At 57.5% G+C, this 21,418-nt stretch carries 28 protein-coding genes; 10 read left to right on the forward strand and 18 right to left on the reverse strand.

The window, feature by feature from the left end:
• Positions 1-268: 268 nt before the first annotated feature.
• The 5 genes from AADJ11_RS06460 to hmgA all read right to left on the reverse strand — a co-directional run bounded on the left by AADJ11_RS06460 (position 269) and on the right by hmgA (position 5,717).
• Positions 269-463, reverse strand: a complete 195-nt coding sequence (locus AADJ11_RS06460) for a DUF2783 domain-containing protein (RefSeq protein WP_341233740.1) — start codon at positions 461-463, stop codon at positions 269-271.
• A complete protein-coding gene (locus tag AADJ11_RS06465) occupies positions 460-2,064 on the reverse strand; it encodes an FAD-dependent oxidoreductase (RefSeq protein WP_341233741.1) in 1,605 nt (534 codons plus the stop codon). Before AADJ11_RS06465 ends, AADJ11_RS06460 begins: the two co-directional genes overlap by 4 nt.
• A gap of 7 nt (positions 2,065-2,071) precedes the next feature.
• Positions 2,072-3,022 (reverse strand): MBL fold metallo-hydrolase, encoded by a 951-nt coding sequence (locus AADJ11_RS06470; RefSeq protein WP_341233742.1) that lies wholly within the window; start codon positions 3,020-3,022, stop codon positions 2,072-2,074.
• Between the two features lie 81 nt (positions 3,023-3,103).
• Positions 3,104-4,357, reverse strand: a complete 1,254-nt coding sequence (gene fahA / locus AADJ11_RS06475; RefSeq protein WP_341233743.1) for a fumarylacetoacetase — start codon at positions 4,355-4,357, stop codon at positions 3,104-3,106.
• A 46-nt stretch (positions 4,358-4,403) separates the two neighbouring features.
• Positions 4,404-5,717, reverse strand: a complete 1,314-nt coding sequence (gene hmgA, locus AADJ11_RS06480) for a homogentisate 1,2-dioxygenase (RefSeq protein ID WP_341234467.1) — start codon at positions 5,715-5,717, stop codon at positions 4,404-4,406.
• 117 nt (positions 5,718-5,834) lie between these two features.
• On the opposite strand from hmgA, the gene AADJ11_RS06485 reads away from it, so the two are divergent.
• Both AADJ11_RS06485 and AADJ11_RS06490 read left to right on the forward strand, forming a co-directional pair.
• Positions 5,835-6,284: a MarR family winged helix-turn-helix transcriptional regulator gene (locus AADJ11_RS06485; RefSeq protein ID WP_341233744.1), complete on the forward strand. Its 450-nt coding sequence runs from the start codon at positions 5,835-5,837 to the stop codon at positions 6,282-6,284.
• Positions 6,285-6,310: 26 nt separating this feature from the next.
• Positions 6,311-7,180, forward strand: coding sequence for a DMT family transporter (locus AADJ11_RS06490; RefSeq protein WP_341233745.1), 870 nt, complete (start codon positions 6,311-6,313; stop codon positions 7,178-7,180).
• Here the strand turns inward: AADJ11_RS06490 and AADJ11_RS06495 are convergent.
• Both AADJ11_RS06495 and AADJ11_RS06500 read right to left on the reverse strand, forming a co-directional pair.
• Positions 7,170-7,979 carry a division plane positioning ATPase MipZ gene (locus AADJ11_RS06495; protein WP_341233746.1) on the reverse strand — a complete coding sequence of 270 codons (810 nt, stop codon included), beginning with the start codon at positions 7,977-7,979 and terminating at the stop codon, positions 7,170-7,172. The two genes, AADJ11_RS06490 and AADJ11_RS06495, sit on opposite strands and share 11 nt — an antisense overlap.
• Positions 7,980-8,172: 193 nt before the next feature.
• Complete coding sequence (locus tag AADJ11_RS06500; protein ID WP_341233747.1) at positions 8,173-8,424, reverse strand: hypothetical protein; 252 nt, start codon at positions 8,422-8,424, stop codon at positions 8,173-8,175.
• A 215-nt stretch (positions 8,425-8,639) separates the two neighbouring features.
• Here AADJ11_RS06500 and AADJ11_RS06505 point away from each other — a divergent pair, with 215 nt between their 5' ends.
• Positions 8,640-9,056, forward strand: coding sequence for a VOC family protein (locus AADJ11_RS06505; RefSeq protein ID WP_341233748.1), 417 nt, complete (start codon positions 8,640-8,642; stop codon positions 9,054-9,056).
• A gap of 99 nt (positions 9,057-9,155) precedes the next feature.
• On the opposite strand, the gene rpmE is transcribed toward AADJ11_RS06505, so the two are convergent.
• The 10 genes from rpmE to AADJ11_RS06555 form a co-directional block, all read right to left on the reverse strand.
• Positions 9,156-9,377, reverse strand: a complete 222-nt coding sequence (gene rpmE, locus AADJ11_RS06510; RefSeq protein WP_219579389.1) for a 50S ribosomal protein L31 — start codon at positions 9,375-9,377, stop codon at positions 9,156-9,158.
• Positions 9,378-9,388: 11 nt separating this feature from the next.
• Positions 9,389-9,772 carry a 50S ribosomal protein L19 gene (gene rplS, locus AADJ11_RS06515; protein ID WP_093917553.1) on the reverse strand — a complete coding sequence of 128 codons (384 nt, stop codon included), beginning with the start codon at positions 9,770-9,772 and terminating at the stop codon, positions 9,389-9,391.
• A gap of 236 nt (positions 9,773-10,008) precedes the next feature.
• On the reverse strand, positions 10,009-10,968 hold the full coding sequence (locus AADJ11_RS06520; protein ID WP_341233749.1) for a phosphoribosylaminoimidazolesuccinocarboxamide synthase: 960 nt from the start codon (positions 10,966-10,968) through the stop codon (positions 10,009-10,011).
• Complete coding sequence (gene trmD / locus AADJ11_RS06525; RefSeq protein ID WP_341233750.1) at positions 10,965-11,804, reverse strand: tRNA (guanosine(37)-N1)-methyltransferase TrmD; 840 nt, start codon at positions 11,802-11,804, stop codon at positions 10,965-10,967. Before trmD ends, AADJ11_RS06520 begins: the two co-directional genes overlap by 4 nt.
• Positions 11,805-11,882: 78 nt before the next feature.
• The gene (gene rimM / locus AADJ11_RS06530; protein WP_341233751.1) at positions 11,883-12,404 is read right to left on the reverse strand and encodes a ribosome maturation factor RimM; all 522 of its coding nucleotides are present in this window, start codon (positions 12,402-12,404) and stop codon (positions 11,883-11,885) included.
• Between the two features lie 301 nt (positions 12,405-12,705).
• A complete protein-coding gene (gene rpsP / locus AADJ11_RS06535; RefSeq protein WP_341233752.1) occupies positions 12,706-13,107 on the reverse strand; it encodes a 30S ribosomal protein S16 in 402 nt (133 codons plus the stop codon).
• Between the two features lie 43 nt (positions 13,108-13,150).
• Positions 13,151-13,447, reverse strand: a complete 297-nt coding sequence (locus AADJ11_RS06540) for a chorismate mutase (protein ID WP_341233753.1) — start codon at positions 13,445-13,447, stop codon at positions 13,151-13,153.
• Positions 13,447-13,779, reverse strand: a complete 333-nt coding sequence (locus AADJ11_RS06545; RefSeq protein ID WP_341233754.1) for an NIPSNAP family protein — start codon at positions 13,777-13,779, stop codon at positions 13,447-13,449. The genes AADJ11_RS06540 and AADJ11_RS06545 overlap by 1 nt, the downstream gene beginning before the upstream one ends.
• The gene (gene ffh / locus AADJ11_RS06550; protein ID WP_341233755.1) at positions 13,776-15,284 is read right to left on the reverse strand and encodes a signal recognition particle protein; all 1,509 of its coding nucleotides are present in this window, start codon (positions 15,282-15,284) and stop codon (positions 13,776-13,778) included. Before ffh ends, AADJ11_RS06545 begins: the two co-directional genes overlap by 4 nt.
• A 204-nt stretch (positions 15,285-15,488) precedes the next feature.
• Complete coding sequence (locus tag AADJ11_RS06555; protein WP_341233756.1) at positions 15,489-16,067, reverse strand: NAD(P)H-dependent oxidoreductase; 579 nt, start codon at positions 16,065-16,067, stop codon at positions 15,489-15,491.
• A 129-nt stretch (positions 16,068-16,196) separates the two neighbouring features.
• Here AADJ11_RS06555 and AADJ11_RS06560 point away from each other — a divergent pair, with 129 nt between their 5' ends.
• Positions 16,197-17,081 (forward strand): LysR family transcriptional regulator, encoded by an 885-nt coding sequence (locus tag AADJ11_RS06560; protein WP_341233757.1) that lies wholly within the window; start codon positions 16,197-16,199, stop codon positions 17,079-17,081.
• Positions 17,071-17,964: a DMT family transporter gene (locus AADJ11_RS06565; RefSeq protein WP_341233758.1), complete on the forward strand. Its 894-nt coding sequence runs from the start codon at positions 17,071-17,073 to the stop codon at positions 17,962-17,964. Before AADJ11_RS06560 ends, AADJ11_RS06565 begins: the two co-directional genes overlap by 11 nt.
• Positions 17,965-18,178: 214 nt before the next feature.
• On the opposite strand, the gene AADJ11_RS06570 is transcribed toward AADJ11_RS06565, so the two are convergent.
• Positions 18,179-18,535, reverse strand: coding sequence for a metalloregulator ArsR/SmtB family transcription factor (locus AADJ11_RS06570; protein WP_341233759.1), 357 nt, complete (start codon positions 18,533-18,535; stop codon positions 18,179-18,181).
• 254 nt (positions 18,536-18,789) lie between these two features.
• On the opposite strand from AADJ11_RS06570, the gene AADJ11_RS06575 reads away from it, so the two are divergent.
• The 5 genes from AADJ11_RS06575 to AADJ11_RS06595 all read left to right on the forward strand — a co-directional run bounded on the left by AADJ11_RS06575 (position 18,790) and on the right by AADJ11_RS06595 (position 21,385).
• Complete coding sequence (locus AADJ11_RS06575) at positions 18,790-19,119, forward strand: AtpZ/AtpI family protein (RefSeq protein ID WP_341233760.1); 330 nt, start codon at positions 18,790-18,792, stop codon at positions 19,117-19,119.
• 1 nt (position 19,120) lies between these two features.
• Positions 19,121-19,879 carry a F0F1 ATP synthase subunit A gene (locus AADJ11_RS06580; protein WP_219579402.1) on the forward strand — a complete coding sequence of 253 codons (759 nt, stop codon included), beginning with the start codon at positions 19,121-19,123 and terminating at the stop codon, positions 19,877-19,879.
• 67 nt (positions 19,880-19,946) lie between these two features.
• On the forward strand, positions 19,947-20,183 hold the full coding sequence (locus AADJ11_RS06585; protein ID WP_008227326.1) for a F0F1 ATP synthase subunit C: 237 nt from the start codon (positions 19,947-19,949) through the stop codon (positions 20,181-20,183).
• A gap of 86 nt (positions 20,184-20,269) precedes the next feature.
• A complete protein-coding gene (locus tag AADJ11_RS06590) occupies positions 20,270-20,821 on the forward strand; it encodes a F0F1 ATP synthase subunit B' (protein ID WP_341233761.1) in 552 nt (183 codons plus the stop codon).
• Positions 20,822-20,824: 3 nt separating this feature from the next.
• Positions 20,825-21,385: a F0F1 ATP synthase subunit B gene (locus AADJ11_RS06595; protein WP_341233762.1), complete on the forward strand. Its 561-nt coding sequence runs from the start codon at positions 20,825-20,827 to the stop codon at positions 21,383-21,385.
• Positions 21,386-21,418 lie beyond the last annotated feature (33 nt).

Raw genomic sequence — 21,418 nt, forward strand, 5'->3', positions numbered from 1 at the left:
GCTGCGGCTTTTGCCGCTTTCCACGTTCGCCCCCTTGGCTGTGGCCGCAGGGTTGGTGATGCAGTTGATCTGCGCTTGTCGCCTAGTTGAACCTAGGTTTGGTCGGTTGAGTGTCAACTTTGCATTGCCATGCGTCAAGGCTGTAGCCGGAGATTAGCCCGTAAAGCCTCGGAAATGAGGAAAATGCGGCGCGCTGCGCCATATGATTTTTGGCATCTGCCAAGGGCAGATGAGTGCCTCCGGCGGGGATATTTATGAGCCAGAGAAGTCAGGACGAGGTGGTTTGCCCTGCGGTGGCGAGCAGGTTTTCGAGTCTGTCCAGATTACCGATTTCGTTTGCGAAGATCAGCACGAGCCGTGCGTTAAGGGCATGGCTTTGCGCGTCGGTCAAACCGGCATGGGTATCCATCAGCGCATTGTAAAAGCTGTCTGCATCTGGGCCGAGGTTATCGTCGAGGATCATATTATTGCTCCGAGGGCGCGGTCGCGGGCCGCGATGATTGCGGCGGGGTCGGGTGTGTCGAAGACGGCGCAGACATGGCCGTCGGGACGCAGGAGATAGATTTTATCTGTACCGTAGCGGGTTTCGGCGTGGCCATCCGTGGCGCGGTAGCAGGGGTAATCTGCAGATTGATTGATGCCAAAGCGCGCAATGCCCGCGATATCGGGCAGTGGCATCGGGCTGGCGGTAAGAAGGGTAAAATCGCCGTGGGTTACGGTCAGCAGCCATGTTTGCCCCTGCCCGTCATGAAGGGGAGCGTCGATCAACGCGGTGCCCGGCGGCACGGGCGCGGCCCCCGTGGTTTGCAATGGTGATGCGGAGAGGTCGCAGGGCTGCGACAGCCGGCCCGAGTTGATCAGTTTGCGCGCAAAGGGGTGTTCGGCGGCAAGGTGTAGAACCTGATCACGAAAGAGGGCCTCGACTGAGGATTTGGGGGTCATGAAATTGGTGGCGCGCGACGAGTTGAGTATGTTTTCTGCGGAGCCGTGGACCCGTTCGATGTTGTAGCTTTCGATAAGTGGTTGGCGGGCTTTGCCTTGTAAGACTGCGGCGAGTTTCCAGCCCAGATTATCCACGTCCTGAATGCCGCCATTGCCGCCGCGCGCGCCAAAGGGGCTGACCACATGGGCGCTGTCACCCACAAAGATCACGCGGTTATGCACGAAGCGGTCCAGCTTGGCACAGCGAAATTTATAGACGCTCATCCAATCAAGGCGAAAGGGTGTGTCGCCGACAATGGCCTTGATGCGGGGGATGACTTTGGCTTCGGCCGCTTCTTCCTTGGGGTCGGTGTCGGGGCCAAGTTGCAGGTCGATGCGGTAGATGTTGTCGGGCTGTTTGTGCAGTAGGGCGGATTGGCCGTTGTGGAACGGCGGGTTGAACCAGAACCAGCGTTCGGGCGTGTCGTCGCTGCCAAAGGGGGAGGTTTCCATTTCGACGTCAACAATCAGGAAGTGTTCCTCGAACGTTTGGCCGTTGAAGGGGAGGTTCATGCGGGTGCGTGTCGCCGATCCTGCGCCGTCGCAGGCGAGATAGTAGTCGGCTTCGAGTGTGTAGTCGCCGTCGGGGGTGGTGATGTCGAGGGTGACATGGTCGCCGTGATCAGTGTGATTTGTGACCTTGTTGAGGAAGCGCAGGTTGATCAGATCGGGGAATTCTTGGGCACGTTCGGCGAGGTACTGTTCAACGTAATATTGCTGCAGGTTGATGAAGGCGGGGTACTTGTGACCCGGTTCGGGCAGCAGATCGAAAGCGTAGACCTGATTTTCCCCGTGAAAATTACGCCCGACTTTCCAAGTGACCCCCTTGGCCAGCATCCGTTCGCCAATGCCAAGACGGTCAAAAATCTCAAGGCTCCGCTTGGCCCAACAAATCGCGCGCGAGCCGATGGATACCACGTTGTTGTCATCCAGCACGACCGAAGCCGTGCCGCGTTGGGCCAGATCAATCGCCATCGCCAAGCCGATGGGACCCGCGCCGACGATCACCACCGGATGGCGGGGTTCGGGGCGCGTCAGGCCCGGCGGGGGCGTGTAGGGGAAGGGGGCGTAATCATAGGCCATGACGGGTTTAGCTTTGCAATTCTTCCCACATCTCTATGTCGCGCTTGTCGGTCCAGATGCGGGGGTGGCTGATCCCGCGGGCCTCGTCATAGGCCCGGGCGACGTTGAACGGCAGGCAATGTTCGTAGATCGCGTAGTCGGCAAATTTCGGATCACACTCGGCGCGCACGGCGTCCCATGCGTCTTTGAGCGTGCCATTGCGTGCTGCAACGCGAGCAGCAGGGCGATAGGTGCTTTCGACGAAATCGCGGGTATTCTCGATGGCGGCGTTTACCATGTCACGGCCGACCAACGCGTCACCACGACCGGGGGCGATGGCATCGACATCGTAGGCTTTGATCGCGTCCAACGTGTTGCCCCAATCGGCGAAATACCCGTCACCGCAGTAGCAGGCGGAATGGTATTCGACGATGTCGCCCGTAAACATGACGTTTTCATCGGGGACATGGACGACGATATCGCCTGCAGTATGCGCGCGGCCAAGGTGCATCAGGTCAACGCGGCGATTGCCGAGGTAGACGGTCATGCGGTCGTTGAAGGTGGTTGTGGGATAGGTCAGGCCGGGAATGGATTCGTGGCCTTCGAACAGGCGGGGGAAACGTTGGAATTCGCTGTCCCAATCCTCTTGCCCGCGTTCATTGACCATACCGCGTGCCATTTCCGACATGATGATTTGGTCGGCGTTGAAGGCAGAGGCCCCGAGGACGCGCACGGCGTGGTAGTGGGTGAGTGCCACATGGGTGATGGGCTTGTCGGTGACTTCACGGACCTTTTCGATGACTTTATTGGCAAGTCGCGGGGTCGCCTGCGCCTCGATGATCATGACGCTGTCATCGCCGATGATCACGCCAGAATTAGGGTCGCCCTCGGCGGTGAAGGCCCATAGGTCTTTGCCCACTTCGGTAAAGGAGATTTTCTTTTCGGTCATGTCCCCTTGGGAGGCGAATTTCTTGGACATTTGTATTCCTTTATCGGGTGTCTGCGCGCGGGGCGATTGTTGGAGCCTCCGGCGGGAGTTTATTTGGCAAAATGAAGCAGGTTAGCGCTGCGGTTTGGCGGGGAGGATGGTGCCAGCGCAGGCCCCGAACCCGATGCGGTAACCGTCGCCTTGGGCGTGGCCGGTGAGGATCATGGTATCGCCGTCCTCGACAAAGCTGCGGGTGGTACCGTCTGACAGGGTGATCGGTTCCTTGCCGCCCCAGCTAAGTTCCAGCAGGCTGCCGCGTTCGTGTTTTTCGGGGCCGGAGATCGTGCCGGAACCAAGCAAATCGCCGGCGTTCATGGAGCAGCCGGAGGAGGCGTGATGCGCCAGTTGTTGCGGTGCCGAATAGTACATTGTGTTGTAGTTGGTGCGCGCGAGGACTTCTTGTTCGCCGCCGTCGGGTTGGATCAACACGCTTAGGTCGACGTCATAGAGCATCGGCTTGGGTTCTTGCAGGTAGGGCAGGAGTTGCTTTTCACGTTCGGGCGTAGAGGTGCGGAACGGCTCAAGTGCTGCGCTTGTTACGATCCAGGGGGAGATCGACGTTGCAAAGGCTTTGGCCTGAAATGGGCCGAGCGGCTGGTATTCCCACGCCTGGATGTCGCGCGCCGACCAGTCGTTGAGCAGCACATAGCCAAAGATCATTTCATCCGCTTCGGCCACGCTGATGGTGTCGCCCATGTCGGTCGATGTCCCGACGATTGCCCCCATCTCAAGCTCGATATCTAGGCGTTTGCAGGGGCCGAAGGTTGGCGTGTCAGCGTCCGGTGCTTTGAGCTGGCCATTGGGCCGATGGATGTCGGTGCCTGAAACAACCACAGTCGAGGCGCGGCCGTTATAGCCGATGGGGATATGCAGCCAGTTCGGCGGCAGCGCGTTTTCTGCCCCGCGAAACATCGTGCCGACGTTGGTGGCGTGGTGACGGCCTGCGTAGAAATCGGTGTATTCAGACACAACGAGGGGCATGTGCAGGCGGATTTCGGACATGGGCACAAGATGCGGCGCGACTTTGGCCTGATCGGGGCTGCCAGTGGCGAGAAGTTCAGTCAGTTGTGACCGCAGCTTGGCCCATGCGTCAGGCCCCAGATCCATCACGTCGTTCCAATAGGGCACATCGAACACGGGATCAAAATGCAGCAGGATTAGGTCTTCTGCCTCAACCGCGGCCATATCCAGTACCATATCGCCAATTGCAACACCGCAGCGCGGTTCAAGGCTGTCGGTCGAAAATACGCCGTAGGGCAGGTTGTTGAGCGGAAAATCAGTATCGGCGCTGTTCGCGCTTTCCACCCATGAAGTGAGCAATGTCATAATCTGTCCTTGAATTAATATGTCTGCGCGACCCTTGGGCCAAAGTCTATTTCTTGCCCGATGTGCCGTCGAACTTTTTCTCGAGGCTGTCCCAGCAATCGATGTAGTCATCCTGCAGGGGGGCCTCTTTCGCGGCGAATTCGGTGAGGTGTTGGGGGAAACGCGTTTCGAACATGAACGACATGGTGTTGTCGAGCTTTTCCGCCTTTAGATCGGCGTTCGATGCGCCCTCGAACGCATTTTTATCAGGGCCGTGGGGCAGCATCATATTGTGCAGCGACATACCACCCGGGATGAACCCTTTGGGTTTGGCATCGTACTGCCCATAGATGTTGCCCATCAGTTCGGACATGACGTTTTTGTGGTACCATGGCGGGCGAAAGGTATCTTCGGCGACCATCCAGCGTTCGCGGAACAGCACAAAGTCGATATTTGCCGTGCCTTCGACGCCCGAGGGGGCGGTTAGCACGGTGAAGATCGACGGATCGGGATGGTCGAAGAGCACAGCGCCCACGGGGCAATAGGTGCGCAGGTCGTATTTAACGGGTGCGTAATTGCCGTGCCACGCAACGACGTCCAAGGGGGAATGGCCGATCTTTGTCTCGTGGAATTGTCCGCACCATTTGATTGTCACGGTTGAGGGCGCATCGCGGTCTTCGAACGCTGCGACCGGCGTTTTGAAGTCACGGCGGTTGGCCATGCAGTTTGCGCCAATGGGGCCACGACCGGGGAGTTCGAATTTCTGACCGTAGTTTTCGCAGACAAAACCGCGCGCTGGGCCTTCGATGACTTCGACGCGGTAGACCAAACCGCGCGGGATGATCGCGATTTCCTTGGGCTCTAGGTCGATCACGCCCAGTTCGGTGCAAAACCGCAACCGGCCCTCTTGGGGGACGATCAGCATTTCGCTATCGGCGGAGTAGAAATACGCATCAACCATGCTGTCAGTGACCAGGTAGATGTGGCTGGCCATGCCGACTTGGGTATTCACATCGCCTGCGGTTGTCATGGTCCGCATGCCGGTAAGCCAAGTGAGCCTGTCGGTTGAATGCGGCACCGGATCCCAGCGATATTGGCCAAGGCTGGTCACGTCCTGCGGGATATGCGGCGCGGATTTCCAATACGGCAGGTCGATTTTTTCATAACGGTGTGAATGCTTTACCGACGGGCGGATGCGGTAGCACCATGTGCGTTCGTTCTGGTGGCTGGGCGCGGTGAACGCCGTGCCCGACAGCTGTTCACCATACAGGCCATAGTTGCATTTTTGGGGGCTGTTCATGCCTTGGGGCAGGGCACCGGGTAATGCTTCGGTTTCAAAGTCATTGCCGAAACCGGGCATATAGCCAGCGGTGGTTCCCATCGGGCTGGTGGCGGTTGTCAGGTCGGATGGGGTTACTTGGCGGTTCACAAAAGCCTCCCTTGCAAAATCTGTTGCGTTTGTAATAGTTGTTTTTGTAACTAACAAGCGGTCCCTTACATGTCAGACGCCGATTTCGACCTTACCCAGTTCCTGCCCTATCTGCTGAACCAAGCAGCCGAGGCCAGCAGTCTGGAGTTCCAGAAAATCTATAAAGACCGCTATGGCATGCTGCGAACCGAATGGCGGGTCCTGTTTCATCTGGGGCTATACGGGCGCATGACGGCAAGCGAGATCGGCGCGCGCGCCAATATGCACAAGACCAAGATCAGCCGCGCGGTACAAAGACTGGCCGAGCGCCGCTTTGTGACGCGGACCCGCGACGATGCTGACCGCAGGGTCGAACACCTGGCCCTGACGGCACAGGGGCAGGCGGCCTATGCCGACCTGCATCAGGTGGCGCAGCGCTATGATGGCGACCTGACGGCAGGCCTTGGCCCGGACGACCGTGTTGCGCTGAAAAAGATGCTGGTGGCGCTGTCGGCCAAATTTCCAGCGGGCTTTACTTGAGCGCGGTTCGGCGTCACCGATAGCACATGAATGATCAAGCCCGTGGATTTCTAGTTACCTTGATCGGCGTCCTTTGTGTGGTGCCGGATTCGCTGTTTGTGCGGCTGATTGATGCGCCCGCGCTGACGATCGCCTTTTGGCGGTTGGTGGTGGCTGGCGGGCTTATCTGCGGGTGGATATTTTGGGCCAAGGGCCCAGGGCCGTTTCAAGCAGTGTTGAGAACCGGGCGCTACGGCGCGATATATATGGTCGGCACAGGGGCGAGCGGCGTATTGTTTGTCTTGGCTGTCAGCCTGACCTCGGTCGCCAATGTGGTATTCATCATCGCATCGCTGCCGGTTTTCGCGGCGATCTATAGCCGTATTTTTCTGGCAGAACCGATAAGCCGCCGGATGTTGATCACGATTGCTGCTGTCATGGTGGGCATGGCGTTTATCGCCTATGGGTCGGGTCACACGGGGCATGCCAGTTTGGCGGGGGATCTGCTTGCTTTGGCCGTGTCCGCCTTGTTTGCAGCTGGGTTGACGGCGGCGCGCCATGCCAAGGCCGTGTCCATGGTGCCGGGGGCAGGCCTATCCTATTTGATCGCGGCGTTGCTGATCGCCCCGTTTGCGGCACCGCTTGCCATGCCCGCTGACCAAGCGCCATTGGTACTGGGCCACGGTGTTTTCATCATGGTCAGTTCGGTGTTGTTGGCGCTTGGCCCGCGCTACATTACCTCGGCCGAGGTCGGCCTGTTGGTGCTTTTGGAATCGGTGCTGGCACCGCTATTGGTCTGGGCTGTCGTGGGCGAAGATCCGGGCGGTTATGCGTTGATCGGCGGGGGGCTGGTGATTTTGGCGCTATTTGCGTCAAATATGGTGGCCCTGTCCCGCCGAAAACCGATCAGAAATTGATTTCAACGCCCGGCAGGTTGAGGGCCTTCATCAGGTCGCGCAGTTCTTGACGGGCCGCCACGTTCGAGATGTTGAGCTGCTTGACGCCAATATCTTTGAGGTCCAGCAGGGTCAGCCCGCGCGGGAACAGCTCGCGGAAAATAACCCGCTCGTTAAAGCCGGGGGCAATCCGAAAGCCGATCCGCTTGCTAAGGTTGGCAATCGCGCGCTCCATCTTGTCTTTGTTGACCATGCGCTGCGCCCCCATGCGGTTGCGCACAACGATCCAGTCAATCGGGGCAAGGCCCGCTTGGGCGCGCAACTGCCGCGCATTCCAGACCATTTCGGAATAGACCGATGGGCCGGTGATCTTGTCGCCGGTTGCGTCAGTATGGGCCAGCAGATCAAAATCGATAAAGCTGTCATTCAGGGGGGTGATCAGTGTGTCGGCCAGTGAATGCGCGACTTGGCTCAGCCGAGTGTGCGATCCGGGGCAGTCGATCAGGATAAAGTCGCTGACCGGTTCCAGTTCGGCAATGGCGGCGCTGAGACGGTGATCATAGATGTTTTCGCCGGGCTTGAGGGCATCGGCCTCGACCTCGGGCAGTTCGTGCATCGTGGGGGACGGCAGATCAAGTTCGGCTGACGCAAGAAATGATTCACGATTGTCGATGTACCGACCAAAGGTGCGCTGGCGCAGGTCAAGGTCCAACACACTGATCCGGTGACCCATCCGCGCGAGCGCAGTCGCCACATGCATTGAAACGGTTGATTTGCCCGCTCCGCCTTTTTCATTTCCGACGACGATAATATGCGCCATTTCTAGCTGTCCCTTCTACTCCCCCGCTTTTGCCGGGGCCACATTAGGGCGAACCATATGGCAGATATGGTGCTTTTGGAAGCACTAGCGCGCCTAGATTGTGGTTAATGTATCAGGACCTTGCCGCGTTCCATCTTGCGATGGATTGGTGGGCATTATGGCGATGCGGGCTATGCGATGCGGTTGGATTGATTTACGCGGACGCGCCCAGATGGCTGCGGCAGGTCGTGATCATCTGCGTCAGTTCACGCCGGTCGCCATAAAGCCGCTTTAGCGCAGCGGCCAGCACCAATGCTTGCCTGTATTGCCTGCTGTGCATCAGGTTCAGGGCCGCCGACAGATCTTGCGTCCACAGTTCTGGCTGGGCAGGCGGTGCGTATTTGGGGGCAGAGGGCTGATTGCGAGGTTTTTGGGCGGGACGGCGGGTCAGGCAGGACGTGGTCATCAGCGAACCTTTCTAGGAGGGCTGAGGCGACGTTGCCTTGAAATCCTTTTCAAAACCTAAACGCGGGTGGGTTGGGACCCGAAAATTTATGCGAAACGCGGGTGGGTTTTCGGCACCGTGTCAGGCCGTGCGTGTTGAGCCAACGAGGATGTCGGTTTAGCATAGGGCCGTAAACGCGGTGCAATACGCAAACTTACCAGAAAGGAACGCGCAGTATGATTGCCTATGTCACTGTTGGGGCTGATGATATCGCGCGCGCAAAGCGGTTTTATTCGGCGTTTCTGCCAGCCCTTGGTTACGGGCTAAAGGAAGGCCCCGAAGGGCTAAGCTATGCGCTGCCTGTTGAGCCGGGTCAGTCGCCGGTTCTGCCGGATTTCTACGTTAAGCCAACCTTTGATGGGGCCCCGGCGTCGGCTGGAAACGGTAGCATGATCGCGTTCGAGGCACGCAGCCAAGCCCAAGTTCGCGACCTTCACGCCGCGGCCCTTGCGGCTGGCGGTTCGGATGAAGGCCAGCCGGGTTTTCGCCCATCATATGGGCCGCAGTTTTATGTGAGCTATCTTCGCGACCCTCAAGGCAACAAGATCGCCCTGTTCTCAAGCGATCCGAACGAGCCAGGGCGGGACGGATAACACGGTTTGCGCAGTGGGTGCCCGCATAGCGCCGCACCAATAAAAAATGGCGCGCCTCGGTGAGGCACGCCATTTTTCGTTCGTAATAGGCAGAAGGGTTTAGAAGCCCAGACCTGCGTATTTGTTTTTGAACTTGGACACGCGGCCGCCGGTATCCATCAAGCGGGATGTGCCGCCGTTCCATGCAGGGTGCACGGAGGGGTCAATATCCAACGCCAGCTGGTCGCCTTCTTTGCCGTATGTCGATTTCATTTCCAAGATCGTGCCGTCTGTCATTTTGACGTTGATCGTGTGGTATTCGGGGTGTGTATCGGCTTTCATGACAGCTCTCCTTACGCGTTCGCGCCAGATTTTGGCTTGTAATGGGCGTTCTCGACAATCCGTGCCGATTTGCCGCGACGGCTGCGCAGGTAATACAGCTTGGCGCGACGAACGCGGCCACGACGGACAACCGTGATGCTTTCGATGTTGGTCGAGTGCAGCGGGAATACGCGCTCTACGCCTTCACCAAAGGAAATCTTGCGCACGGTGAACGAACCGGCAATGCCGTGGCCGTTGTTGCGTGCAATGCAGACGCCTTCGTAGTTCTGAACGCGGGTACGTGTACCTTCGGTCACTTTAAAGCCCACGCGGATGGTGTCTCCGGCGCGGAAATCTGGGATTTCTTTACCCAGTTCGGCGATTTGTTCCGCCTCGATCTGTGCAATCAGGTTCATCTGATCGTCTCCTATGAATGCTCGCGGTTAGTCCACGAAGTTTTGCGCGATCCCATAGCTTCGGTCTGTCTGGCGGGCCTGCCGTAGCACCCCATCGAAGGTAGCATCATCTTTGCTTTGGATTTCTGCGGATGCAGAAAAGGCTGGAGCCGCAAAAACGATTCCAGACGTAGGCGTCGTATAGGTCGGATAGTCCCTTGGATCAAGAGGGTATCACCGCCTAAATGCGTCGCCCTTCAGGTGGTGAAATAGGGGGCCAAATTGCTGCGCACGCGGTCCAGCACTGTGTCGCCATCCATGTTGGGCACGAACGTCTGCCCGGTGATCGCCTCGTACGCGTCGATATAGACCTGCGAGGTCGCTGCAATCAGATCGGCGGGGATTTCTGGGATGTCATCCTTGTAAGGATCGCAGCGGGCATCGACCCAAGACCGGATCACATCCTTGTCAAAGGACGGGGGGCGGGTGCCGTTTTCCAATGCCGCTTGATACCCATCGGCCAGCCAGAAGCGCGAGCTGTCCGGCGTGTGGATTTCATCGGCCAGCAAGATATTCCCATCGGCGTCGGTGCCGAATTCATACTTGGTATCGACCAAGATCAACCCGTTCTTGGCGGCCATTTCCTGACCACGGGCAAACAGCCGCAGGGCGATGTCGCTGATCTGGTCCCATTGTGCTTGGGTCAGCAGGCCCTGTTCAACAATTTCAGCCTCAGTCAGCGGCGCATCATGACCGCCATCGAATTCTTTGGATGTGGGCGTGATGATCGCATGGGGCAGTGCCTCGTTATCGCGCAGCCCGTCGGGGAATGTGTGGCCGTACATCTCGCGCGCGCCCTTTTTGTACAGCGTCAGAACAGAGGTTCCGGTGGAGCCTGCCAGATACCCGCGCACGACAATCTCGACCGGGAGAATGGTCAGACGTTTGCCAATCACCACATTGGGGTCAGGGTATTCCAACACATGGTTGGGGCAGATATCGTTGGTGTGGTCAAACCAGAACCGCGCTGTTTGGGTCAAAACCTGGCCCTTGAACGGGATCGCCGTCAGGATACGGTCAAAGGCGGAGATCCGGTCGGATGAGATCAGAATGCGGCGGTCATCGGGCAGATCATAGCAATCGCGCACTTTGCCGAAATACGGGTTTGGCAGCTCGTCAATGCGGGCATGGTCAAGGGTGCGGCTGAGATCGGTCATGATTTGCCCTTTGGTTTTGGGGAGTATTTTGCCCACATATCAGGGCGGCGCTGTTCTGTCAGGAGTTCACCTTGGGCCAACCGCCATTTCGCGATTTCGCCGTGGTTGCCCGACATCAGAACGGATGGAATTTCGCGGCCCATCCATTCGGCGGGGCGGGTGTATTGCGGATGTTCGAGCAGGCCCGAGGAATGGCTTTCCTCGACGGTGCTTTCGGCATTTCCAAGCACGCCGGGCAGCAGGCGCACGGTGGCATCGATCATCGCCTGCGCGGCAAGTTCGCCACCGGTCATGACAAAATCACCCAAGGAGACTTCGGTAATGCCGTAATGTTCGATCACGCGCTCATCGACGCCCTCAAACCGGCCGCACAGCATGGTGACGCCTGAACATTTGGCCAGATCGGCGGCCATCGCCTGATCAAAACGGCGTCCGCGCGGCGACATGTACAGGATCGGCCAGCGTCCGGCAGCGCCCGACATGGCATCCTCGATGGCGGGGCCAACCACATCGGCGCGCATGACCATGCCCGCGCCGCCGCCTGCGGGGGTGTCATCAACATTGCGGTGTTTGCCAATGCCGTAGTCGCGCAGATCGTGGGTGCGCAGCTGCCACTTGCCCTCTTGCAGGGCGCGGCCGGTCAGGCTGGCCCCCAACACGCCGGGGAAAAGTTCGGGGAAAAGCGTCACAATCTCCGCGCGCCAAACGCCTGCGTAGTCGGGGGTGTCTTGCATCAATTCACGCGGTTTCAGCGTCGGGCGCACCGATTGGCGGCCGTGGGAACGGGGCTTTGCGGGCTCACTAGGGGCGTTGGTCTTGCCTGGCGGTGTTGTCATGTCACATTGGCCTTTTCCAGCACGGCTTTTGCAGGGCCGCGCGGGGTCTGGAACGCCACCCCATTTTGCAAGCGCGGCTTAATCAGCCTTGGCATCGGGGAGTATCCCGTCAGGGGGATCGGCGATAATGCGACCTGTGGCCATATCAACCGTGGGAACCGCCGCCTTGGTAAACGGCAGAAATACCGTGGCCGAGGTGCCAGCAAGCTGCGTTTCCAGCAGATCATCCGCGCCGTGGTTTTGAACGGTCTTGACCTTGCCGATCAATGTGCCGCCGGTATCAAACACCTGAAGCCCGATCAGATCGGCGTGATAGAACTCATCATCGAGCAGGGACGGCAGCTGATCCCGCCGGGCAAAAAGCACGGTGCCGCGCAGGGCGTCCGCTTCTTCCTTCGAGGCGACGTCAGCAATGCGGGCGACAAAGCCGTTCTTGATCGGGCGCACCAGGGCAATTGCAAAGCTGCGCTTGCCGTCTTCCGACGTCAGGGGGCTGTAGGTTTCGATGTCTTCGGGAACCGCGCAATAGCTTTTGATGCGCAATTCGCCGCGCACGCCATATGATCCCGCAATCGCGCCTACGGATACTTTGTCGTTCATTGCAATAACTCCGAATTCACACAGATTGTGCCGGTCCACTGACCTTCACCAGCCTTACATTCGCTTTTCATCAACGTACGTTCAAACCAGATGCCAATGGCAATACCTAAACTAAGAATAACGATGAGACGCAGCAATCGGAACATGATCGGCTTTCGGGTCGGGGACGACGTCAGGGCGCGGTCGGTGTCAGAGTGATGAGAAAGTACATCGGACAGCCTGCATTGGCAAAGCGAGGCCGGCTGTCGAATATACCTGTAGCTTCCCGGCGCAGCAAAGACCGCGCCGGGGAACCGTTTGATTATTCTGCTGCGGCTTCTTCTGCTGCAGGCTCTTCCGCTGGTGCTGCTGCGGCTTCTGCTGCTGCGGCGGCCTTGGCGGCTTTTTCTTCAACACGCTCTTGGGCTTTCTTGCCCGGTGTACCCTTCTTGGGGTTGCTGCGCTCTGTTTTTGGGGTCACGCCTGCGGCTTCGAGCATACGTGCAACGCGGTCTGTTGGCTGTGCGCCTTTGCTCATCCAGTATTGAACGCGCTCGACGTCCATTTTCACGCGCTCTTCGCTGTCTTTGGCCAGCAGAGGGTTATATGTGCCCAGCTTTTCAATAAAGCGGCCATCGCGTGGCATGCGGCTGTCGGCAGCAACGATACGGTAAAATGGGCGCTTTTTGGAACCGCCACGGGCGAGACGAATTTTCATGGACATGATGTATTTCCTTTAGGTTTAGGTGTGGTGGGTTTCACCCACCCTACGACTGGTGTTGTTTGTGGTGCTGAATGACTTCAGCGATGATGAAGTTCAGAAACTTCTTGGCGAATTCGGGATCGAGGTCAGCCTCTTTCGCCAAATCTTCGAGACGTGCGATCTGACCGGCTTCGCGGTTGGGATCGGACGGGGGAAGGTCGTGTTCAGCTTTGAGTTTCCCCACAGCTTGAGTGTGTTTGAACCGCTCGCCCAGCGTGTAGACAAGGATCGCATCTAGGCGGTCGATGCTCGCGCGGTGTTCTTTAAGAACCTCGGCGGCCAATTTAACACTATTGGTCATTACAGCCCCAATTCATCTACGGTCGCGCCGTCGAACATCGGCTTGGTGAACGAACGGTCATAACGGCGGATGCATTTGGTGCGTTTGGCGTGTTCATAGGCGCGCAGACATTCAGGATCGGCCCACATCTTGTCGCGGTACGCCTCGTAATCGGTGAGCGACGGAAAGGAAAAGTGGCAATATGCGATGTCGTTGGGGCCCTCGTGCGGCATATGATAGCCGTGATGGATGCCACCCAGCTTCACCACAAGGTGCAGCCACGCTTTTGCATAGATTTCGAATTCCGGCAGTTTGTCGGGGTCGATTTCATATCTGACGGTGCAACTGATCATTTCTTTTTCCCAAAGCCTGACAGGCCGCCGGGCAGGTCCATGCCGCCGCCCATACCACCCATGCTGGGCAGTTTGCCGCCCATTTGTTTGGCCGCCGCTTCAAGCGCTTTGGGGTCCATCCCTTGTGCCATTGCGGCAGGATCCATGCCGCCTTTGCCGCCCATCATGCCCTTCATGGCTTGTTTGAGCATGCCGCCTTTGCCCATTTTGCCCATCTTTTTCATCATATCGCTCATCTGGCGCTGCATCTTCATCAGCTTGTTCAGCTCGGACACTTCGAGGCCGGCACCCTTGGCGATACGTTTTTTGCGGCTGGCTTGCAGCAGCGCGGGGTTGGCGCGTTCTTTCTTGGTCATCGACTGGATCAGGGCGATCTGGCGTTTGAGCACTTTGTCGTCAAAGCCAGCTTCCTCGACCTGTTTGGCCATTTTACCCATGCCGGGCATCATGCCCATCATGCCTTGCATCCCGCCCATCTTGAGCATCTGTTCAAGCTGCATTTTCAGGTCGTTCATGTTGAACTGACCCTTGGCCATGCGGCGCATCATCTTTTCGGCTTGTTCGGCCTCGATGGTTTCTTGGGCTTTTTCAACAAGGGCGACGATGTCACCCATGCCAAGGATACGGCCCGCGATACGTTCAGGCTCAAACGTCTCGAGCGCGTCCATCTTTTCGCCAAGGCCGACGAATTTGATCGGCTTGCCGGTGACCGCGCGCATGGACAGGGCTGCACCACCGCGACCGTCACCGTCCATACGGGTTAGGACCACACCGGAAATGCCGATGCGGTCGTTGAAGTTTTCAGCCGTTTGCACGGCGTCCTGGCCGGTCAGACCATCGACCACCAGCAAGGTCTCGCGCGGGTTGGACACGTCGCGGACGGCTTCGACCTGTTGCATCAACTCTTCGTCGATGGACAAACGACCGGCGGTGTCGAGCATATAGACGTCATAGCCGCCCATGGCCGCTTGGGTCTTGGCGCGTTTGGCGATCTGGACGGGGTTTTCGCCTTTGACGATGGGCAGGGTATCAACGCCGATTTGCACGCCAAGGATCGCCAGCTGTTCCATCGCGGCGGGGCGGTTGACGTCAAGCGATGCCATCAGCACGCGTTTGCCGTCGCGGTCTTTCAGACGTTTTGCCAGTTTTGCGGTGGTTGTGGTTTTACCGGAGCCTTGCAAACCGACCATCAGGATCGGGGCGGGGGCGTTGTCGATTTTCAGGGAGCCGGGCTCGCCCTCGCCGCGCAGCACATCAATCAGGGTGTCGTGGACGATCTTAACGACCTGTTGACCGGGGGTGATCGATTTGGTGACCGCTTGGCCGGTGGCCTTGTCTTGGACGGCTTTGACGAAATCACGGGCAACGGGCAGGGATACGTCCGCCTCAAGCAGGGCGACGCGGACTTCGCGTAGGGCGGTTTTGACGTCTTCTTCGGACAGCGCACCTTGTTTGGTGAGGCGGTCAAAGACGCCGGAAAGGCGTTCGGATAGATTCTCAAACATGGGCCATGGCCCCCTTCGGTCGGTTGCGGATGATCCCAATTTAGGAACGCCGCGTTAAATACACAAATGCCCCCACGGGCGTAACACGCTGGTGGGGGGCGATCTCTGGCCGCGCCAGAGACCGGAAGGCATAGTGCTTCCGGGATTTGTGGGTCGTTTAAGTGAGGGGCGGGTTTGAGTCAACCCGCCCGTCGTGCCCGATGATCAGGCGGCCAGTGCGTCAATGGCGTCGTTGGCGCGCGCCATCGTGCCTTCGGGGTCTTTGGCCAGCGCATCTGCCGAAACGATGGTGACGTCTGTCATGCCCATAAAGCCAAGAACGGTTTTCAGGTAGCTGGTATTGAAATCCGCGGGGGATCCCGCTGGAACGCCGCCCGATGCCATGGCGATGATCACGCGTTTGCCTTTTACCAGACCTTCGGGGCCGGTTTCGGTATAGCGGAATGTAACGCCGGTGCGAGCGATCAGATCGATCCACGCTTTCAGGGATGCAGGCACGCTGAAGTTATAGAGCGGCGCGCCGATGACGATGGTATCTGCGGCCATCAGTTCGGCCACCAGTTTATCGGATTCGATCAAAGCCTCGGCTTGCTCGGGGGAGCGGGTCTCGGCCGGGGTGGCGCGGGCAACGGCCCATGTTCCGGTGATTTGCGGCAGCGGTTCCAGTGCAAGGTCGCGCACGGTTACATCTGTGTCGCCCAGCGTGGCGATGATGCGGTCGGTCATGGCGCGGGTTACGGAATCGGTGGTGTTGGCAGAGGAGTCAACGCGTAGAATAGACATGGGAGATGTCCCTTATTTTGAGTTTCTGTTCCCTGATCTAGATGCGCCTTGCACGGGCGGACGCAACTTGCGAAAACCGCGTAGGATCTGTTCGATTTTGCACATATCTCCGTTTGAAAGGGTGCCGCAGTGGATAATTGGGATGAGATTAAGACAGCTTATCAAGTCGCGCGCATGGGCACCGTGAGCGGCGCTGCCGAAGTTTTGGGCGTGCATCATGCCACCGTGATCCGCCATATTGATGCGTTAGAGGCGCGCCTGTCCGTCAAACTGTTCCAGCGGCATGCGCGTGGCTACAAGGCGACCGAGGCGGGGGAGGACCTGTTGCGCGTGGCGCAGGCGACGAACGACCAGTTCAGCCAGTTGGCCAACCGCATTAAGGGGCGCGGAGAGAGCGTATCAGGCGAGCTGGTCGTGACGTCCTTATTAGGACTTGCCGACTGGGTCACGCCCTTGCTGGTTGAATTTCAAAAGCAGAACCCGGAAATTTCCATCCGCTTCCTGACCGGCGAACGCTTGTTCCGGCTTGAATACGGCGAAGCGCATGTGGCGATCCGCGCGGGCAAGGTGCCAGAGCAGCCGGACAATGTTGTGCAGCCCTTCAGGGCGCTTAGGGTGGGGCTGTTTGCGCATCGCAGTTATATCGAGGCGTTTGGCAAGCCGTCGGGGGTCGAGGATTACGGAAACCACCGTTTTGTTATTCACGACGATATGGAAAACCGCGCGCCGTTCTTTCAGTGGATGCGAGCCGTGGTGCCGAAAAGCGCGATGACCTTTCGCTGTTTGGATTCAAATGCGCTGACAACGGCCATTCGCAGCGGTGCCGGTATCGGGTTTGTTGGATACGAGGAAGTGCTGGATGACCCCGATCTGATCGAGGTCCATCCGCAGTTGCCTGAATGGGATTCAGCCCTTTGGCTTGTTACCCATGTCGATTTGCACCGAACGCCCAAGGTTCAGGCGCTGCTGAAATTCTTGAAAGACAGCGCGAAGGGGCAATCTGGTGCGGCCTGATATTCAGGGGCATCTGGCGATGCTCACGTTCTCGGCTTTGGTGGCGGGGTCATTTTCGTTGGGGTCGATGTCGGCGAACATGATATCGCCTGCGGCATTGAACGCGGCCAGGTTCGTTATTGCGGGGGCTGTGATCGCTGTCGCGGTTGCCGCGACAACGGGGATCACCCGTGAAGCTGCCCGTGCGCCGTGGCGCTATGTGATATTGGGCGGGCTTTTCGCCATCTATTTCGTGTTGATGTTCGAGGGGTTGAAAACTGCGCAGCCCGTTAGTGCGGCGGCAGTTTTCACGCTGACACCTGTTATTGCTGCTGGTTTTGGCTGGCTGTTGCTGCAGCAGAAAACAACGCTGCGGATGGCCTTGGCGCTGGCCATCGGTGCGGTTGGGGCGCTGTGGGTGATTTTCCGGGCTGATTTTGCCGCCCTGCAACGGTTTGAGGTCGGGCGCGGTGAGGCAGTGTATTTTATCGGCTGTGTCAGTCACGCGCTTTACACGCCGATGGTGCGCAAGCTGAACAGGGGCGAGCCTGCGGTAGTGTTCACGCTGGGCACGCTTATTGGCGGTGGCGTGTTGATCTTTATCTATGGGTGGCGCGATGTGTTGGGCACGGACTGGCTGGCGCTGCCGCCTATCGTCTGGATCACCATCCTTTATGTCTCGGTGGCGGCGTCCTCTGCCACTTTTGTTTTGCTCCAGTTTGCGTCGCTGCGGCTGCCCTCGGCCAAGGTGATGGCCTATACCTATCTAACACCAAGCTGGGTGATCTTATGGGAGATCGCATTGGGTAATGGTGCCCCATCCCCGCTTGTGCTGGGCGGCGTTTCACTGACCATTCTGGCACTGTATCTGCTGCTGAGAAATGATCAGGCCCCGGTAACTTAGATAAATAATTAATTAATTTTGGAACCAACCGTCGCGGTACCGCGTTTTGATCACGGAAAGTTCATAAAGGAATCGTTACATGCGTAGCATTATTTATCTTATCGGTCTGGTCGTAGTTGTTCTTGCCATCTTGCGCTTTGCGTTCGGCATTATCTAACTACATCAAGCATGGCTCTTTCGTGTTATTACCTCGTCATGGAAGAGCCAGCAAAACCTACTCCGACTCGATAGCTTCAGCGTTTGACGATTCCGCTTTAATCTCCGCTGCCAGAAATTTCTCAAAATCATCCAGATTTACAGGGTCAAACTGACCAAACCCTTGCATCCACACCGATGGCGACTGCAATGCGGAAGGTTCAAGTTTGCACCACTTAAGACGCCCGCGCTTTTCCTGCGCGATCAGGCCGGCCCGTTCCAACACGCCCAGATGCTTTGAAATCGCGGCAAGGGACATATCGAACGGCTCGGCGACGTCCGTGACGGCCATGTCATCCTCCAGCAACATCGACAGAATGGCCCGACGGGTCGGGTCAGCAAGGGCTGCAAATATTGCGTCTAGCTGGGCGGACATGGTGCTACTTTATTGAAGGTCAAAGGGCGTGGATCTGCTTTCAGATATCCATAGCGGATCGGACTCTCAACCAAAAGGTTGAATAACAATCAGGCGCAATTTCGGGCGGTTTTGACCCTGCGACAGGGCGTTTTGGTTGGTTTTGAATTCACAAAATTAAGTAAAATCAATTAGATAGATGAATATTCAATCCTGTTGACTCGGATGGGCAGTAAAAGTAGCTAAGCACCAACACATCCACGGGGATTTTTGGCGTGACCGATCCGGACCAACAGCAGCGACTAAAGCAGCTTGAGGCCAAGATTGCAGCGGCTAAAAAATCGCAAGCACCAAAGCCCCGCGTGGATGAGCATTATTCTCAGGCATCGCTTGCCTGGCGGATGGTGATTGAACTTTGCGCCGGTCTTGGGATCGGTTTTGGCATCGGATATACGTTGGACTGGTTCTTTGGAACGCTCCCGATATTCATGGTGCTGTTTGTAATGCTGGGCCTTGCGGCTGGGGTAAAGACGATGCTCCGCTCTGCGCAAGAAATCCAGGAAAAGAAGATGGCCGAAACGGTCGAAGAAGATAAAGGGCCCTGACATGGCGGCAGAAGCACACGGCGAAGAAGCGGGCGGCTTGGTTTTCCACCCGATGGATCAGTTCATCGTTAAGCCGTTCTTTGGCGATGGCGCTGTTTCTTGGTACACGATCACCAACGCAACTGTCTGGATGGCACTGGCCGTTCTTGCAGTGTTTGCCTTGCTGGTTCTGGGCACGTCCAAGCGGTCGGTTATCCCAACGCGGATGCAGTCGGTGGGTGAGCTTGCTTATGGCTTTATCTACAAAATGGTCGAAGACATCTGCGGCAAAGACGGGGTTAAGTATTTCCCCTACATCATGACATTGTTCATGTTCATCGTGTTTTCGAACTTCCTTGGCCTGCTGCCAATGGCGTTCACACCAACGTCGCATATCGCTGTCACAGCGATCATGGCGTTTGCAGTATTCTTTGCCGTCACCATTCTGGGTTTCGTCAAAAACGGCGCTTCTTTCTTGGGTCTGTTCTGGGTGTCCAGCGCGCCACTTGCGCTGCGTCCTATTCTGGCGCTGATCGAAGTTATCTCGTATTTCGTGCGCCCCGTCAGCCACTCCATTCGTTTGGCGGGTAACATGATGGCCGGTCACGCCGTGATCAAGGTTTTCGCAGGCTTCGCCGCGATTGCAGCCATCGCGCCTTTGTCCATCGTCGCGATCACCGCGATGTACGGCCTCGAAATCCTGGTGTCCTTTATCCAGGCCTACGTGTTCACCATTCTGACGTGTGTCTATCTGAAAGACGCGCTTCATCCGCATCACTAACAACGGGCGTGGGTCATTCCGACCTGCCCCACCTCATCACCTCAATTCCATCGTAAGGAGAATTCTCATGGAAGGCGATATCGTACAAATGGGCGCATACATTGGCGCGGGTCTAGCATGCATGGGCATGGGCGGCGCGGCAGTCGGTGTGGGCAACGTTGCAGGCAACTACCTTGCCGGCGCACTGCGCAACCCTTCGGCAGCTGCTGGTCAGACTGCAACACTGTTCATCGGCATCGCGTTTGCAGAAGCCCTGGGGATCTTCTCGTTCCTCGTTGCTCTGCTGTTGATGTTCGCCGTTTAAGCGTCAGACTGACACTTCCTTACGCTTCGGGCAGCGCGTTACGGCGCGCTGCCCAAGGGATTTGAACGTTTTGACAGGAGGCCACAATGGCAACTGAACCAATTGATATGGAAGTCGCTGGCATGTGTGTCAACGAATTCGGCGGTGCCATTGGCATGCCCCAACTTTGCGGCGAATGGTTCGGCAACCAGATCTTCTGGCTGGTCGTGGCGCTGGTTGCGATTTACTTCATTCTGTCCCGCATCGCTTTGCCGCGCATTGGATCTGTTTTGGCTGAACGCCAAGGCACAATCACCAATGACATCGCTGCTGCCGAAGACCTGAAGGTCAAGGCAACAGAGGCAGAAGCCGCATATGACAAAGCGCTGATCGATGCCCGCGCCGAGGCGCACCGCATCGTTGCAGCTGCAAAAGCAGATATTCAAGCCGATCTGAACAAGGCAATTGCGCAAGCAGATGCCGAGATCGCCGAGAAAGCTGCAGAATCCGAAAAAGCCATCACTGAAATCCGCGCAACCGCGCTGCAAAATGTCGAAGAGGTGGCGAAAGACACCGCTCAGGCGATTGTGGCTGCTTTGGGTGGTTCCGCTGATGCGAAAACTGTTACCGCGGCTGTCGAAGCCCGGATGAAAGGATAAGCCATGCGTTTGACTTTCTCAGCTTTGATTGCGGGTCTGGTGGCATCACCAGCTTTTGCAGCGGGCGACGTTTTCTTTTCGCTGAAAAACACAGATTTCATCGTGTTGCTCGCGTTCATCTTGTTCATCGGTGTTTTGTTCTACTTCAAAGTACCTTCGCTGTTGTCGGGTATGCTCGACAAGCGCGCGGACGGGATCAAATCGGAACTGGACGAAGCCCGTGCCCTGCGTGAAGAAGCGCAGACACTGTTGGCCAGCTACGAGCGCAAGCAGCAAGAAGTCAAAGATCAAGCCGACCGGATTGTAACAGCTGCAAAAGCCGAAGCGACCGAAGCTGCGGATCAAGCCCGTGCCGATCTGGAGAAATCCATCGAACGTCGTTTGGCCGCCGCAGAAGAGCAAATCGGTTCGGCGCAGGCCGCTGCTGTTAAAGAAGTGCGCGACCAAGCGATTGTGATCGCTGTTGCCGCTGCAAAAGATGTTATCGCCAAGAAAATGACTGCCGCAGAAGGCAATGCCCTGATCGCAAGTGCAATCGCGGATGTAGATTCAAAGCTGCACTAAGCTTACCAATCTTAACGAAAGGCCTCGGATATT

It is taken from the genome of uncultured Sulfitobacter sp. (assembly GCF_964021855.1).
In the GTDB taxonomy this organism is placed as follows: domain Bacteria; phylum Pseudomonadota; class Alphaproteobacteria; order Rhodobacterales; family Rhodobacteraceae; genus Sulfitobacter.